The 15896-nt window shown below is 62.6% G+C and carries 16 protein-coding genes; 8 read left to right on the top strand and 8 right to left on the bottom strand.

The window, feature by feature from the left end; genetic code table 11:
• The 4 genes from RS897_RS22515 to cnbZ are packed head-to-tail and all read left to right on the top strand — an operon-like array spanning position 1 to position 3228.
• The gene (locus tag RS897_RS22515; RefSeq protein ID WP_315830933.1) at positions 1-942 is read left to right on the top strand and encodes a branched-chain amino acid ABC transporter permease; all 942 of its coding nucleotides are present in this window, start codon (positions 1-3) and stop codon (positions 940-942) included.
• Positions 935-1693 carry an ABC transporter ATP-binding protein gene (locus RS897_RS22510; RefSeq protein ID WP_315830932.1) on the top strand — a complete coding sequence of 253 codons (759 nt, stop codon included), beginning with the start codon at positions 935-937 and terminating at the stop codon, positions 1691-1693. The genes RS897_RS22515 and RS897_RS22510 overlap by 8 nt, the downstream gene beginning before the upstream one ends.
• Positions 1690-2421 carry an ABC transporter ATP-binding protein gene (locus RS897_RS22505; protein WP_315830931.1) on the top strand — a complete coding sequence of 244 codons (732 nt, stop codon included), beginning with the start codon at positions 1690-1692 and terminating at the stop codon, positions 2419-2421. The genes RS897_RS22510 and RS897_RS22505 overlap by 4 nt, the downstream gene beginning before the upstream one ends.
• A gap of 42 nt (positions 2422-2463) precedes the next feature.
• Positions 2464-3228, top strand: coding sequence for a 2-amino-5-chloromuconate deaminase CnbZ (gene cnbZ / locus RS897_RS22500; RefSeq protein ID WP_315830930.1), 765 nt, complete (start codon positions 2464-2466; stop codon positions 3226-3228).
• 31 nt (positions 3229-3259) lie between these two features.
• Here the strand turns inward: cnbZ and RS897_RS22495 are convergent, their stop codons facing one another.
• From RS897_RS22495 to RS897_RS22485, 3 genes are read right to left on the bottom strand one after another with little or no spacing between them, the layout of a single operon-like run.
• Positions 3260-4270, bottom strand: coding sequence for an NAD(P)H-dependent flavin oxidoreductase (locus RS897_RS22495; RefSeq protein WP_315830929.1), 1011 nt, complete (start codon positions 4268-4270; stop codon positions 3260-3262).
• A gap of 25 nt (positions 4271-4295) precedes the next feature.
• Entirely contained in the window at positions 4296-5462 is a 1167-nt protein-coding gene (locus tag RS897_RS22490; protein WP_315830928.1) for a CaiB/BaiF CoA transferase family protein, read from the bottom strand.
• On the bottom strand, positions 5459-6610 hold the full coding sequence (locus RS897_RS22485) for a CoA transferase (protein WP_315830927.1): 1152 nt from the start codon (positions 6608-6610) through the stop codon (positions 5459-5461). The genes RS897_RS22490 and RS897_RS22485 overlap by 4 nt, the downstream gene beginning before the upstream one ends.
• A 402-nt stretch (positions 6611-7012) precedes the next feature.
• Between RS897_RS22485 and RS897_RS22480 the strand changes: the two genes are divergently transcribed.
• The 4 genes from RS897_RS22480 to RS897_RS22465 all read left to right on the top strand — a co-directional run bounded on the left by RS897_RS22480 (position 7013) and on the right by RS897_RS22465 (position 11311).
• Positions 7013-8251, top strand: coding sequence for an ABC transporter substrate-binding protein (locus RS897_RS22480; protein WP_315830926.1), 1239 nt, complete (start codon positions 7013-7015; stop codon positions 8249-8251).
• Positions 8252-8433: 182 nt separating this feature from the next.
• Positions 8434-9669: an ABC transporter substrate-binding protein gene (locus tag RS897_RS22475; RefSeq protein WP_315830925.1), complete on the top strand. Its 1236-nt coding sequence runs from the start codon at positions 8434-8436 to the stop codon at positions 9667-9669.
• A 47-nt stretch (positions 9670-9716) separates the two neighbouring features.
• Positions 9717-10478 (top strand): SDR family NAD(P)-dependent oxidoreductase, encoded by a 762-nt coding sequence (locus tag RS897_RS22470; RefSeq protein ID WP_315830924.1) that lies wholly within the window; start codon positions 9717-9719, stop codon positions 10476-10478.
• A 77-nt stretch (positions 10479-10555) separates the two neighbouring features.
• Positions 10556-11311: an IclR family transcriptional regulator gene (locus RS897_RS22465; protein ID WP_315830923.1), complete on the top strand. Its 756-nt coding sequence runs from the start codon at positions 10556-10558 to the stop codon at positions 11309-11311.
• A 35-nt stretch (positions 11312-11346) separates the two neighbouring features.
• Here the strand turns inward: RS897_RS22465 and RS897_RS22460 are convergent, their stop codons facing one another.
• From RS897_RS22460 to RS897_RS22440, 5 genes are read right to left on the bottom strand one after another with little or no spacing between them, the layout of a single operon-like run.
• Complete coding sequence (locus RS897_RS22460) at positions 11347-12573, bottom strand: CaiB/BaiF CoA transferase family protein (RefSeq protein ID WP_315830922.1); 1227 nt, start codon at positions 12571-12573, stop codon at positions 11347-11349.
• A 55-nt stretch (positions 12574-12628) separates the two neighbouring features.
• Complete coding sequence (locus RS897_RS22455) at positions 12629-13546, bottom strand: HpcH/HpaI aldolase/citrate lyase family protein (protein WP_315830921.1); 918 nt, start codon at positions 13544-13546, stop codon at positions 12629-12631.
• Positions 13547-13575: 29 nt separating this feature from the next.
• A complete protein-coding gene (locus RS897_RS22450; RefSeq protein ID WP_315830920.1) occupies positions 13576-14082 on the bottom strand; it encodes a MaoC family dehydratase in 507 nt (168 codons plus the stop codon).
• 7 nt (positions 14083-14089) lie between these two features.
• On the bottom strand, positions 14090-15334 hold the full coding sequence (locus RS897_RS22445) for an acyl-CoA dehydrogenase family protein (RefSeq protein WP_315830919.1): 1245 nt from the start codon (positions 15332-15334) through the stop codon (positions 14090-14092).
• Positions 15331-15825, bottom strand: a complete 495-nt coding sequence (locus tag RS897_RS22440) for a MaoC family dehydratase (RefSeq protein WP_315830918.1) — start codon at positions 15823-15825, stop codon at positions 15331-15333. Before RS897_RS22440 ends, RS897_RS22445 begins: the two co-directional genes overlap by 4 nt.
• Positions 15826-15896 lie beyond the last annotated feature (71 nt).

Here is a 15896-nt window from a genome sequence, read left to right as displayed (position 1 = left end):
ATGAAAAGGGCCCACCTCGCGTTGCTGGCGCTGGTGCTGTGCCTCGCCGCACTGCCGGTGTTCGGCGGCTCCTACGCGCTGCGGCTCGGCACCATGGCCGGCCTCTATGCGGTGCTGGCGTTGTCCTGGACCATCGTCGGTGGCTTCGCCGGTTATCCGTCGTTCGCGACCGCCGCGTTTTTCGGGTTCGGCGCCTATGCCACCGGCATCCTGCTCGGTTTGGGCGTGCCGTTCGTGGTCAGCGTCGCCCTCACCGCGGTGGCGGCGTTTGCGCTGGCCGGCCTGCTTGGCGCCGTGCTGCTGCGGCTGCGCGGGCATTATTTCGCCATCGCCAGCCTGTCGTTGGTCGAGGTGTTCCGCGAACTGGTCAACAACGCCACCGACCTCACCGGCGGTGGCATGGGGCTGAACATTCCGCTCGCTGCCGGCACCGGCGTGCTGCAGGAAGCGATTTTCTTCTTCTACGCCATGTGGGGCCTGCTGCTACTGACAGCGCTGATGGCGATCGTGGTGGCCTCCTCGAAACTCGGCTTCGGCCTCGCCTGCATCCGCCAGAACGAGACCGCGTCGAACATGATCGGCCTCAACACCACATTGTACAAAAGCCTCGCCTTCGGACTGTCGGCCTGCAGCGTCGGCGCCGCCGGCGGCATCTATGCGGCCTGGGTGCATTATATCGACCCCTCCGACGTGTTCGACATTCTCTATTCGGTGAAGCCGATCGTGATGGCGCTGATCGGCGGCCTGGGATCACCGCTCGGTGCGCTGGTCGGCGCCTTCGTTTATCTCGGCCTCGAGGAAACCGTCTGGCGCAACTTCATCCAGTTCCACAGCGGTCTGCTTGGCGTGCTGGTGGTGATGCTGCTGCTGTTCCTGCCGCACGGCATGCTGTCGTTCTCCAGCGTGGTCCGTCTGCCCTGGCGGAGGCTGAAGCATGTCTGAGATTTTGCGGCTGCAATCGGTGTCGCGCCGCTTCAGCGGGCTGCAGGCGCTGCGCGACGTGTCGCTCGGCATCGCCAAGGGTGAGGTGCTGGGCCTGATCGGGCCGAACGGCGCCGGCAAGACCACCCTGGTCAATGTGGTCACCGGGGTGACGCCAGCGAGTTCCGGCGAAGTCGTTTTCATGGGCAGCGACATCACCCGCGTCAAAACCCACCGGTCCGCCCGCCTCGGCCTGGCGCGGACGTTCCAGATCGTGCAACCGTTCGCCGAGTTTTCCGCGCTGGACAATGTCGCCGGTGCCGCGCTGTTTTCGCAGGCCGGTGTCAGCCTGAAAACCGCCCGCGAAGCAGCGCGCGCCCATCTCGCTTTTGTCGGCCTCGACAAGCAGGTCGACCAGCCGGCGGCGACGCTGACACTTGCCATGCGCAAACGGCTCGAGCTCGCCAAGGCGCTGGCGATGCGGCCGAAGCTTCTGTTCCTCGACGAGGTCAATGCCGGCCTCAACAGCGCCGAGGTGGAGCGCGCGACCCAGCTGATTCATGAGCTCGCCGCCAGCGGCATCACCATTGTGATGATCGAGCATCTGATGAAGGTGGTGCTCAATGTCTGCACCCGCATCGTGGTGCTGCACAACGGCCGGCTGATCGCCGACGGCCTGCCCCGCGACGTCATCAGCAATCCGGCGGTGGTGGAGGCCTATCTCGGCCAGAAGTTCGCGCAGCGACATCAGCCGCAAGGGAGCCCGTCATGACCGATACCCTCGCGCTGGAGCTGAACGGATTGTGCGCCGGTTATGGCGAGATCCAGGTGCTGTGGGGCGTCGACCTCGCCGTGCGCCATGGCGAGATCACCGCTTTGATCGGCTCCAACGGTGCCGGCAAAAGCACGCTGATGCGCGCGCTCTCCGGCCTCATTCCGGTGCAGCAGGGAACGTTCCGCTGGGAGGGCGTTGACCTGAGCTCAGCCAGCGCCGCAACCATCATCGCCCACGGCATCGTCCACGTGCCCGAGGGTCGCCGCCTGTTCGGCGCCATGTCGGTGGAAGACAATCTGCTGATGGGCGCCTACTCCCGCCGCGCCGGTCAGGCCGAAATCCGGCGCGGCCTCGATCGCATCTACACGACGTTTCCGAAACTGTTCGAGCGGCGCAACCAGGCGGCCTCGACGCTGTCCGGCGGCGAGCAGCAGATGTGCGCCATCGGCCGCGGCATGATGAGCGCGCCGAAACTCCTGATGATCGACGAGCTGTCGCTGGGGCTGTCGCCGCTGCTGGTCGAGCAACTGGTCGCGGCGCTGCGCACCCTGAATTCTGAAGGCATGTCGATCCTGCTGGTAGAGCAGGACGTCATCACCGCCCTCGAACTCTGCCATTCGGCCTTTGTCATGGACATGGGCCGCATCGTCCGTTCGGGCAGCTCCGACGCACTGCTGGCCGACCCGGCCATCCGCGACGCCTATCTCGGCGTCGTTGCGTCGTAAATTCCACACTCCGCGAAACTCGAGTTCAAAAAGCGAGGCACCATGATCAAGACCGCTGAAGCGCCTGGTGGCGACTATCGATTCATCCCCGGTGTGAGCCAGTACTCCGGCGGCGTCGGGGCCTTGCCCGGATTCCGGATCGAACGCGTCCGGTTTGCCAATCCCGTGCCGCTGCGCGATGGATTTGCCCGCGCCGCCGACATCATCCGCAACACCGGCCGGCCACTGACGGCGCTGTGCGCCTGCGAGTTGCGCTCGCCGGCGCCCTTCACCGAGCAGGGCTTCAAGGATTTCAATGCTTCCTACATCGAGATCCTGAAGTCGTGGGGCCTGATGCAGGACGGTGTCAATCCGGTCGCCCGCAGCAATGTCTGTCCCAAGATCGATCCGCCGTCCGAACCCAGCGTACACGCCTTCGCCTTCACGACGGCCGCAGCAGCTGATGCACCTGCCTCTTTCGTCGTTTCCGGCAGCGGCGAAGAGCAGGAAGGACACGCGACCTACCGCGAGCGCACCATCCGGTTCGGCGACACATCCCCCGCCGCCATGCGTGAGAAAGCGCAATGGGTGCTCGGCGAAATGGAGCGCCGGATGAGCGCGTTTTCGGCGGCGTGGCGCGACACCACGGCGGTGCAGCTCTATACCGTGCACGACATCTTCCCCTTTCTCGAGCAGGAACTGGGACGTCGCGGCGCACTGCGCTCGGGACTGACCTGGCATTTCAACCGGCCGCCGGTGGTCGACCTCGAATACGAAATGGATTGCCGCCGCGTTCATGTCGAGTGCGTCGACGATCGGACGGCGTGAAGTCGGCAGAACACATTGTAGCCGCGTGCGATCAAGCAATCGCACGCGGCGCCTGCTTGGTGCCGTCCTGCAAATTCTCGGTCGGCAGGGCGGCGGAACGGAACACTCCCGCAGCAGCTCGATATTCAGTCTTCAAACGCCGGCACAATTCGACCGTCGAGGGGATATCGTCGATGTTGCCGACGCCATGCCCCGCGCTCCAGATGTCCTTCCAGCGCTTGCGGGTCTCGGCCGCCGCAACCACCTTCCCCGGCAGCGTCGTTCGCAGCACATCAAGGTCTGCTCCGGCCGCAAGCAGACTCTTCGTCAGCCAGTTGGCTGGGGCACCGTCGATCGACGCACTGAAGAACACGTCGGTCGCATTCGATTCGACGATCATGCGCTTCTGGCCCAGCGGCGCGGATGACTCGGCTGTGGCGATGAAGCGAGTACCGATGTAGCCGAAATCGGCTCCCATCGCCTGCGCCGCCAGCACATCCCGGCCAGTGGTCATGCCGCCGGCCAACACCACTGGACCTCGATAGATACGGCGGACCTCGTTCATCAGGGCGAACGGATTGATTGTACCGGTGTGCCCGCCCGCCCCGCCGGCAACAGCAATAACACCATCGACACCCGCCTCGAGCGCCTTCTCGGCATGGCGCTGACTGGCAATGTCGTGCAGCACCACGCCACCATAATCATGAATGCGAGCGATCACGTCAGTCGGCGCACCCTTGGAGGTCAACACCACCGGCACCTGATACTTGATACACAGTTCCAGATCGCCCTGCAGTCTTGTATTCGACGGATGGACCACGAGGTTGACCGCAAACGGCGCAATCTTGCTGCCGGACGCATCCTCGTGCAGGCGTTTCAGTCCCTGCGTGATCTCGACCAGCCATTGCTCGAACACCTCGCGCGTCCGGGTGCCATGTGCGGGGAAACTTCCCATCAAGCCCTCGGAACAAGCCGCCAGCGTCATCGCTGGTGTCGAAACCAGAAACATCGGCGCGACAATGACCGGGATCTCAAGTTTGCCGGCCATCTCTTGAACGTTCATTGCAGCCTCCAGATCATATCTGTTGTCACGCGTAGGGTTCGGCACGCGTGACGCCAAGCGCAGCAAGGCGCTGGATCTCCGCGTCGTCAAACCCAAGAATCTCTCGTAAAACCTCTTCGGTATGTTCGCCGAGATCGGGCGCGTCGCACGCGACCGCCGGGCCTTGGCCGCCGAAGCAGTACGGCATGCCCTTGACCACCTCGCCGCTCGCGCGCCATATCAGTGTGTGGCCGGCGAGGTCTCGCGCTCGCTTCAAGGCCGCGCCATCATGGACAGGCGCGGCAGCAAGTCCGGCGCCAGCCAGCCCCGCGACGGCCTCGGCCGCTGGATGCGCTGCACACCATGCTGCCACTCCATCGCGCAGATTGTCATCACCGCCGACAATCGCACGGCAGCTTGCGACATCGGCCTCATCCTCCAGCGTCAGGGCAACCCAGCGGCGGTCCGATGCCAGGAAACAATCCTGCAGGATAATGCCCTCTTCCGCATTGCCGCGCCGCCTTGTCTCGACCGGTCCGAGATCGGCCGAACTGGCGAGGATTTCCTCCCCGATCAGAAAGCTCGTCACCTCCCGTTGTGAAATGTCGAGCAGCGCGCCCTTTCCGGTACGCCGCGTCTCGCGAAGCGCCGCAATGATCATCCCGGTGGCAAACAGGGAGACAACCTGATCCGGATAGTTGACGTGCGAGCCGCTGATGACGGGCTTGCTGTCCTCATAGCCAGTCAATGCCGCAATGCCACCCATCGCATCCAGTGTCGAGCCGAACGAACCGTGAAGCCGGTAGGGGCCGGTTTCGCCCTGGCTTGAGATCGACGCAAAGATCAGCCGCGGATTGCGAGTTGCGAGAGTGGCGTAATCGAGCCCCAAACGTTCCAGAACGCCGCGGCGAAAATTTTCCACGACAACATCCGCCTTCGCAATCAGATCCAGGATCACACGCCGGCCTTCCGGGATCTTCGCGTCAAGCGCGACCCCGCGTTTGTTTCGATTGGTAAAGCGAAATTGCGGTGATCGATTCCACCATCCCGGCGCCGTCTCACGGCCGCTGCCGATCCAGCGAAACAGATCCATGAAGCTCGCCGATTCGACCTTGATGACCTCGGCACCGAGGTCAGCCAGCATCGCCGAAGTATTGGCGCCGGCGGTGAGCTGACCGAAATCGATGACGCGGACGCCTGCAAGTGGCTTCATCCGAGCACCGCGTCCAGCGTCGATCGGGCCGCGGGTGCGGACGGACCAAAGTTTCGGCCGTTCCAAAGCACCGGCAGCCTCGGTGAACGCAGCAGGCCCAGCGATGGATCGGCGACCGGCATGATAAAGCCGCGCGCCGCATGTTGCGGGTCGTCGTGCAGGTCGGCGGGCCCGCAGACCGGTCCAAGCGGCACACCGCGGGCTTGCGCCTCGGCATAGATCTGGTCGCGCGTCCGCGACGCGAACCACGGCGACAATTGTTCATAGAGCTCGCGGATATTTTCAAGGCGGCTCTGGCGCGTCGCGAATTTGCGATCATACAGGATTGGGCTGCCGACGAGATCGCGCAAGTTCTCGAATTGAGTCACGGTAAAAACCACTGCGATCCAGCCATCGAGGCATCGCACCACCTGGAATTCTGAACCGGCGCCCTGACGCGTTGGCGCGAGGCCGTCCGAATCCACCCCGGCAATCGCCTTCCAATTGACCCACGTGACGGTCTCGATCAACGAGACCCGCGCGGGCAACAGTGGTCGGCCGGCGTCACGCTCGACAAGCAGCGCCATCAACGCCGTGAACGCGGACAGACCTGCCGAATATGATGCCTGATGTCCGCCAAGCCGCAACGGCTCGCGATCGGGATCTCCGACCATGTCCAGCAAACCGCCGAGTGCGAGAGTGGTGAATTCCGACAGACGCGGCCCCGGTGTCGGCATCGTTGCCGGCCATCCCCTGACCTCGACGACGGCCAATCCGCGCGCCACGGCGGGTGCGCTTGCCTCATCGCCCTCCTCCAGCAAAACGGCGTCGATCCGCTTGCTCAGCAAAGTTGCAACGGAGGCACGAGCCGATTCGGCATCATCCGGCAGCGTCAGCGAGGTTTTCCCGGCGTTGAGAAACTCGAACAAGGCACTGCGCACCGACGTGCCGCCGCGTGACAGCAACGGCGGCTTGCGTCGCACGGGATCGCCGCCGGGCGGCTCGAGCTTGATGACCCGCGCACCCAGATCGGCCGCGATCTTGCCCGCCAGCGATACTGCCAGACGGACGCAGATCGGCGCTTGCGCGTTACCGATCTCCAGAATCACAAGGCCGGCGAGCGGGAGGATGTCTCCGGGCACGGCGCCGACGATAGAGGCCTTAGTCATGGATCCGGTTGCGTTCTGCGCAGATTGCCGATCGCCACATCATGTAGTTTCCTCCGTCCGGGACATTTCCGGACCGCGCTGTTTGTGCTGCTTGTCGTTGCGGGCGACGGTACTGTGACAATTCCTGGAGCTTGTCGTCCAGTCGAGCCGCGCACCTCGTCATCAGAAATCATGGACGTGATGTGATGTGATGGCGCACGGGCGGGAGCACGACGATGCGACGGAACAAGCATGCAGAAAGCAACGCCGCCTTATCACAACCATGATCCTTCGAGGCACAAACACGAAATCAGCTTGATCGTCCCGCGCACAGGCGCAAGTCTGGCCGCTGCATTTTCACGAGAAGCCACGTCCTCTCCGAGGATCACAAAGTGCGCCCGTGAGCGGATACCGGGAGAGATCATGGCGTCGAAATTTTCGCATCTGGCATTGCTTGCGATTGCGTTGGCAGCAACCTGTTTCAGTACGCCCGGCCATGCGCAGAAGAAGTATGATCCCGGCGCCAGTGACACTGAAATCAAGATCGGCAACACGGTAGCCTATAGCGGTCCGGCCTCGTCCTACGGGACGATCGCCAGATCCGAAGCCGCTTATTTCAAGAAGATCAACGATGAGGGCGGCATCAACGGCCGCAAGATCAATTTCATTTCCTACGACGATGCCAATAGCCCGCCGAAAGCCGTCGAGCAGACCCGCAAACTTGTCGAAGGCGATGAAGTGCTGTTCATTTTTAATTCCGTCGGAACTGCATCGAACACCGCAACCCAGAAATATCTCAATACAAAGCAGGTCCCGCAGCTCTTCATTGGAACCGGCGCAACGAAATGGGGCGACCCCAAACATTTCCCCTGGACGATGGGCTGGCAGCCGACCTACCAGAGCGAAGGGCGCGTCTTCGCCAGATACATTCTGAAGCATCATCCCGACGGCAAAATCGCCATCCTTTGGCAGAACGAGGATTTCGGCAAGGATTACCTGAAAGGATTCAAGGACGGCCTCGGTGACAAGGCCAAGTCCATGATCGTCGCCGAGAAACCCTACGAAATGAGCGATCCAACGGTCGATTCACAAGTCGTGGCCCTGAAAGCGTCGGGCGCTGATATCATGGTCACCTTTTCAACACCAAAGGCTGCCTCTCAAACGATCAGGAAGATCGCCGAGATTGGCTGGAAACCGATTCACTTCCTTTCCAGCATCTCCAACTCGGTAGGATCCGTGATCAGGCCTGCTGGCTTCGAACACGCACAAGGGCTCATGTCCAACGCCTATGCGAAGGACCCCACCGATTCGACCTGGCAAGACGATCCAGCCGCAAAGGAATGGCACGCCTTCATGGACAGGTATTTTCCAGAGGGCGATAAAACCAACAGCAACAATGTCTTCGGCTATACGGCCGCGCAAACCCTGGTGCAGGTCTTGAAGCGCTGCGGAGATGATCTCACGCGTGCCAATATCATGAAACAGGCCGCCAGCCTGAATGATCTCGAGCTTGGGATGCTTCTGCCCGGTATCAAGATCAATACGGGTGCCAGCGACTTCTTTCCAATCGAGCAGGTGCAGATGATGAGATTCGACGGCGAGTCCTGGAAGCTGTTCGGTGAAATCATCACCGGCGAGGTCGGCAGTGGACAATCGCAGTAGCTGCCGGAGCCTGCCTCGACGCCGCCAAAGCCAGGTTTTCACATATCACAACCGTGATGACTCGCGGATCAAGCCGCAAAGCGGCTTGATCGCCGCCCTCGCCGGCGCAACTCTGCGCCCCGAAGCCACACCGCCTGTCAAGGCCAACGAGTGTGCGCGCAGAACCATGTCGGGAAGAAACCGTGTCACCGAAACCGTTGCATCTCGCCTTCTCGGCGATCCTGTCGGCTACGCTTTGCGTTGCAACCCCGAGCCTTGCACAAAAGAAATACGATCCCGGCGCCAGCGACACCGAGATCAGGATCGGCAACATCATGCCCTACAGCGGACCGGCCTCGGCCTATGCGTCGATCGGCCAGACCGAGGCGGCGTATTTCCGCAAGATCAACGATGACGGCGGCATCAACGGCCGCAAGATCACCTTCATCAGCTATGACGATGCGTTCAGTCCACCCAAGGCGGTGGAGCAGGCGCGCAAACTGGTGGAGAGCGACGAGGTGCTGCTGATCTTCCAGTCGCTCGGCACCCAGTCCAACTCCGCGATCCAGAAATACATGAACGCCAAGAAGGTGCCGCAACTGTTCGTCGCCACTGGCGCGACCAAATTCGGCGATCCGCAGAAATTTCCATGGACCATGGGCTGGCAGCCAAACTACCAGAGTGAAGGCCGCATCTACGCCAAATACATCCTGCAGCATTATCCGCACGGCAAGATCGCGGCGCTGTGGCAGAACGACGATTCCGGCAAGGATCAGATGAAGGGCCTGCGCGATGGACTCGGCGACAAGGCCGACATGATCATTGCCGATGCACCGTTCGAGATGGCCGACCCGACACTGGATTCCCAGGTGGTCCGGCTGAAAAATTCCGGCGCCGATATTTTCGTGTCCTGGAGCACACCGAAAGCGGCGGCGCAGGCCATCCGCAAAATCGGCGAGCTCGGCTGGAAGCCGGCCTATTTTCTCGGCAACACCTCGACCTCGGTGGCGAGCGTGCTCAAGCCGGCCGGCCTCGAGCACGCCAAAGGCATTATCTCCAGCGCCTATCTGAAGGATCCGACCGACCCCGCCTGGAAGGACGACCCGGGTGTGAAGGCGTGGACCGCCTTCATGGACAAGTATTTCCCTGATGGCGACAAGACCAACAACACCACGGTGTATGGCTATGCGGCCGCACAAACTCTGGCACAAGTGCTGAAACAGTGCGGCGATGACCTGACCCGCGCCAATGTCATGAAACAGGCCGCCAACCTGAAGGACTTCGAGTTCGGCATGCTGCTGCCGGGCATCAAGATCAACACCAGCGCCACCGACTTCTTCCCGATGGAACAGATGCAGCTGATGCAGTTCGACGGCGAGGCCTGGCGTCTGATGAACGACGTCATCACCGGCGAAGTCGGCAGCGGACAGTCGCAATAACCCGCTCAGACGCGCACAATGCATTTTGAACGGTAATGGAGATTACAATGACCGCGGGACGTCTGGCGGGCCGAACGGCGATCGTGACCGGATCGGGACAGAATATCGGCAGCGCGATTGCCAGGCTTTTCGCCAGAGAGGGTGCCGCCGTCATTGTCAACGGGCATTCCAACCGCGCCAATGTCGATGCGGTGGTCCAGGACATCACCGCCGCCGGCGGCAAGGCGATCGGCGTGATGGCGGACGTGTCCGATCCCGATCAGGTCAAGCAGATGGTGGCGCAGGCCGAAGCGGCCTTCGGCCAGGTCGACATCGCCGTCAGCAATGTCGGTCGCCGACTGCGCCAGAACTTCGAGGAGATCTCGATCGCCGACTGGCGCGACACCATCAACCACAATCTGAGCTCGGTGTTCTATCTGGCCCATGTGGTGCTGCCCCGGATGCGCAAGCGGGGCTGGGGCCGCATCATCAACATCTCCGGCTATGACGGCTTCACCGGTCACATGGACCAGCGTGCGCACAACGTCACCGCCAAGGCCGGCATGCACGGCCTGACCAAGGCGATCGCGCGGGAATACGGCGTTCACGGCGTCACCAGCAACACGGTGGCGCCCGGCGCCATAGATACCAAGCGCGATCGCGCGCAATATGGCCATGTCAACATGGAGCATGTGCTGGCGCGCCTCGCCATCAAGCATGCGGGAGATTCCGCCGACATCGCCGAAGCCTGTCTCTATCTCGCCGGCGACAGCGGCAAGTACGTCACCGGCCAGGTGATCCATGTCAATGGCGGGGAGTTCATGTTCTGAGCGACTGAGGCCGCAACGATCGTGGACATCCCCGCCGCGGGCGGGCATCATCCCGTTGACTGATCGGTGCGTTGGATATGCCGGCAAAAAGCAAAGCCGCCAGCACGGCGGTGAAATCCGCCGAACGGACATTGGCCATCCTGGAATACTTCCGGGAGAAAAAACGCGCCGCCACCGTCGGCGAGATCGCCGGCGCACTCGAGCTACCGCAATCGAGCACCACCATGCTGCTCAAAAGCCTGCTCAATCTCGGCTACCTCGACTACACGCCATTGACCCGAAAATTCCGGCCCACATTTCGTGTGGCGGTGCTGGGCAGCTGGATCCAGCAGAGCCTGTTCAAGAGCGGGCCGCTGACCGACATCATGGACGAGATCGGGCACGCGATCGGCGAGACAGTGCTGCTGGGGCTCCAGAACGGCCCCTGCATGCAATATGTCCACATCGTCCCCGCGAGTTATCAGGTTCAACTCGCCGCCCAGGTGGGAATCCTGCGGCCGATGACCTGCGCCGCACTCGGCCGCGTTCTGCTCAGCCGCAAGAGCAACGAGGAAATCCGGGCCATCGTCCGCCGCAACAATGCCGACGCCGAAGACAGCGACCATCGTGTCCTTGAGCGGGAGTTCATGGCGGACATCGAGGTGATCCGCAGCCAGGGCTTTGCCGAAAGCCGCGGCAAGATGACGCCCGGCGCCAATGTCATCGGCATGCTGGTGCCCGGTCAGCCCGACAGCGCTCCGCTGGCCATCGGCGTCGGCGGCCCGATGGTGCGCATCGAGGAACAGCGCAACGAGATCCTGCGGGTGATGCGGCGGCTGTTGCGCGAGACCTGAAAGTCCCTCAGTCGGCAAAGTCGCGGAGCCAGCCGCTACTTCATCACCTCGGCCTGCCGCAATCCGGCGATCTCGCCGGGCGCAAAGCCGATCGCGCGCAGCACCTCGTCGGAATCCTCGCCGAGCAGCGGCGCGCGGCGGCGCACTGCGCCTGGCGTTTCCGTCATGCGGATCGGCACGCCCGCGATCGTCACCGGGGTCGCGCAGCCGGGCTGTTCCACCTCGACGATCATCTCCCGCACAGCGAAATGCGGGTCCCCGGCAATCTCGTCGATGTGATAGACCGGCCCGAACGGAATCTTGCCGCCAAGCAGATCCTTCAATTGCTGCTTGGTATGGCGGCCGACGAAGGCGCCGACCGCGTCATAGACCGCATCCTTGTTGGCGACCCGCGCTTGCCGGGTGGCCATGCGGGGATCGTCGACCAGATCCTTGCGCCCAATCAGGCCGCAGAGCGTCTTCCAGAACTCATCGGTGTGCGCGGCGATGGTGACCCAGCCGTCGCTCGCCTTCAGCATGCCGAACGGCGCCAGCAGCGGATGACGATTGCCTTCCGGATGCGGATTGACGCCCTGGAAGGCGCGCTGGTGCACGATCCGCTCGCAGATCGACAGCATGACATCGACCATCGAAACATCGACATACTGGCCTTCGCCGGTGCGGCCCGCACGGAGGATGGCGCAGACCACGCCGAAGGCGGCCATCGCCGCCGGCACGGTATCACCGACGCCCGGGCCCACCTTCATCGGTGTATCAGCATCGGGGCCGGTGATGCCCATGATGCCGCCCATCGCCTGCGCCACCGGATCATAGGCCGGCCAGTCGGTATAAGGACTGCGGCCGGTGCGCGGATCACCGAAGCCACGGATCGAGGCATAGACCAGCTTCGGATTTTCCTTGCGCAGCATCTCGTAGGATAATCCGAGACGGTCCATCACGCCGGCGCGAAAATTCTCGATCACTGCGTCGGCGCTGTTGCACAGGCGGATCAGGATCGCCCTGCCCTCCGGACTCTTCAAATCCAGCGCGATGCTCTTCTTGTTGCGATTGACGCTGGCGAAATAGCCGCCGTAAAGCTGCAGCGTATCGTCGGCACGAAATGGCCCGCCGGCGCGGGTGGCATCGCCCTCCATCGGTTCGACCTTGATGACCTCGGCGCCCTGGTCGGCCAGCATCATGGTGCAGTAGGGGCCGGCCAGCATCTGGGTCAGGTCGATGACCCGAATGCCCTCCAACGCGCCCGTCGATTGAGTTGACGTCATCGTCTTACCTGGCTGTTGCAACAGGGATCGGGGGACATGAACACGGCGTGTGCCATCACATGCCGATCAGATTGGCGCGTTCCACGACGTTGTTGACGATCCGGATCGAGGCGATGTCGATCATCTTGCCCTCGTACATCACCGCACCCAGCCCCTGCGCCAAAGCGTCGTCGAACGCCGCCTTCATGGCGCGGGCGCGGTCGACCTCGGTCCGGGTCGGTGAAAACACCTCCTGGGCAATCTCCACCTGGGAGGGATGGATCGCCCATTTGCCGACCAGCCCCAGCGTCATCGCCCGCCGGCATTCTTCGCGATAGGTCTCCGGATTGCGGATATCGGCATAGGGACCATCCACCGGATCGAGCCCGAACGACTTGCAGGCGATCGCCAGGCAATGGCGCTGATAGTGCCAGATATCGCCGGGATATCCGCCGGAGCCGCCGATATCCTTCACCGAGACGCCCTGGCTCGCGGAATAGTCACCCATGCCGAAGATCAGCGCCTCGAGCCGCGGCGTGGATGCGGCGATGCGCTCGATGTTCATCATGGCCTCGACCTCCTCGATCAAACACTCGAGGCCGATCCGGTTTGTGAGGCCGAGATCCTTCTCCAGCTGCGACAGCAGCTTGTCGACGAACAGCACGTCGTCGGCGTCGAGCACCTTCGGAATCATGATCAAGTCGAGCTTCTCGCCGGCGCCCTGCACCACCTCGATGATGTCGCCGTAGCAATAGCGTGTCGCGGTGTCGTTGATGCGAACGCATCGCACGGTCTTGCCGAACTCCAACGTGTTCAGCGCCTTGACGATGTTGCCGCGCGCCGCCTTCTTCTGGTCCGGCGCCACCGCGTCCTCCAGGTCGAAGAACACATAATCGAGGTCGAGAGCGGCGGCCTTGGCCATCATCTTCTCGGAACTGCCGGGCACCGATAGCTGGCAACGGCGCAGGCGCCTGGGGCGGACGTGTTTGGTCATGATGGATATCTCCGAAATCTTGAATTGGCTTAGCGATCGCCCCAGGCGCTGCGGCGTTTCATCAAAACGGTGCGCTCGCCCTCGTAGACCAGCTTGTCGTGCTGGTTGATGCCGAAATGCTTGAAGCAGACGATGCCCGCGTCGGTGCGGTCGGCATCGGCTTTCTCCAGCACCTCGGTGAAGGCGTATAGCGTGTCGCCGTGGTGCACCGGCGCCTTCAGGCGAATCTTGTCCATGCCGAGCTCCTCAAGCACCTGCTCGCCGGTGTCCTGGGCGGCAAGCCCGATCACCATCGAGAAATTGATGCCGCCGTACACGACGCGGGTGTCGAAGCCCGGGATGTCCGACGATTGCTGCATCAGGTGCTCGTTGAAGTGACCCTGCGCGGTGTTCATCACCATGTTGGTGAGCAGGACATTGTCCATCTCGGTGACGGTCTTGCCGCGGGCATGGGCGATCACCTGGCCGACCTCGAAATTCTCGAAATAATTGTCCGGTGATGTTCTTGCGCTGATGTTGCTGCTGATGTTGCTCATGGCGCCCTCATCCGAGATGCTCGAAGGCCTGCTCGATCATGCGGCGATCGGTGGCCGATTTGCCGAGCAGGTTGTCGGAAATGATGCGCTGCTGGATTTCCGAGGTACCCTCGAAAATCTTGGTCAGCCGCGCGTCGCGCCAGTAACGCTCGACCGCATGCAGCTTGGTGTAGCCGGCGCCGCCATGGATCTGGATCGCCTCCGAGGTCACCTCCTCGGCCATCTCCGAGGCGAAGTATTTCACCATCGACGCCTCGGTATCACAGCGACGCTTCTGGTCGATCTCGTTGCAGACGTAGTACAGCAATTGCCGGGCTGCTTCGATCTTGGTGGCCATGGTCGCGATCTTGAAGCGGATGGCCTGGAATTCGGAGATTGGCATGCCGAACTGCTTGCGCTCCCTGGCATAAGCGATGGAGTCCTCCAGCGCACCTTGCGCCAGCCCGATCGAGCGCGCCGCGGTGTGGGCGCGGGCTGTCTCCAGGCCGTAGGTCATCAGATAGAAGGCCTTGCCTTCCTCGCCGATCAGCGCATCCGCCGGCACCCGCGTGCCCTGGAATGCCAGTTCATAGGTGTTCCAGCCGAAATAACCGATTTTCGGGATCGGATTGCCTTCGCAGTTCTGCGGCAGCGAGCCGCGCGGCTTCTCGATCAGGAAGGCTGAGATCCCGAGATAACGCTTGTCGGCCGAGGGCGGCGGCGCGGTGCGGGCGAACACCGTGATATAATCGGCGCCATCGGCAAACGTGCACCAGTATTTGTTGCCGGTGATCACCCAGTGATCGCCGTCGCGCACGGCACGGCAGGAGATCGATGCGAGGTCCGAACCGGTGCCCGGTTCCGACAGCGCCGCCGCCTGCAGGAATTCGCCCTTTGCGGCGCGGCGCATCCGCTCCGCATTCTTCGGACTGAGCGAACCGCCGAGCCGCAGCCAGCCCGCCTGCCCACGCGCCATGATGGAGGCGACCGACATCCAGCCACGCGCCAACTGCTCCGCCACCAGGCAGTATTCGAACGAGCCGAGCCCGAGGCCGCCGTATTCTTCCGGAATGCGGATGCCGAAATAACCCATGTCCGCCATCTTCTGGCGCAGGTCCATCGGGATCAGGCCCTGCTGCGGATCGAGCCGATTGGCGACCGGCAGCACCTCTTTCATGGTGAATTCACGCGCGGTGTCGCGGATCAGCCGGCGTTCTTCCGTCATGTAGCCATTGCCGTCGCCGGATACGGTGACGTCCGCAGATATGGTCATGTGCGCTTCCTCACCAGATTGGTGCGTTGATAGTCGATCAGCAGCGCGCCCTTGGCGTCGAGACCCTTGCTGTGCCAGGTGACGATGCCGAAGCCGGGGCGGCTTTCGGTCTCGCGGCGGGCGACGACCTCGCTGTCCGCGTAGACAGTCTCGCCGACAATCACGGGACGGTGATAGGTCAATTGGTCGACGCCGAGAAACGGACCACCACCCTCGCTGAGATCTTCCACCGTCAATCCGAACACCGTGTTGAACAGCAGCAGCGGGCAGACCACCAGATCAGCATGGCCATGCGCGCGCGCATAATCGGCATTGGTGTAGAGCGGGTTATAGTGCAGGGTCAGCGTCGCGAACGTGGTGTTGTCGGCTACGGTCAGCGTGCGGCCCCAATGATGCCTGAACACCTGCCCGACCGAGAAATCCTCGAACCGGTTGCCGCGCCGCCACGGCTTCGCTTTCGCTTTCAGCTCGGCGACGATGTCGGTGCTCATCTCGATCGTTCCCTCGACGTTTTTCGATGTTGATCGACAGTGGCAACCGCATCGCGGTTCGTCCACCCGAA

Source organism: Bradyrhizobium prioriisuperbiae, from assembly GCF_032397745.1.
In the GTDB taxonomy this organism is placed as follows: Bacteria; Pseudomonadota; Alphaproteobacteria; order Rhizobiales; family Xanthobacteraceae; genus Bradyrhizobium_A; species Bradyrhizobium_A prioriisuperbiae.
The sequence above is the reverse complement of the archived record's forward strand: the minus strand, read 5'-3'. Positions and strand labels throughout refer to the sequence as shown.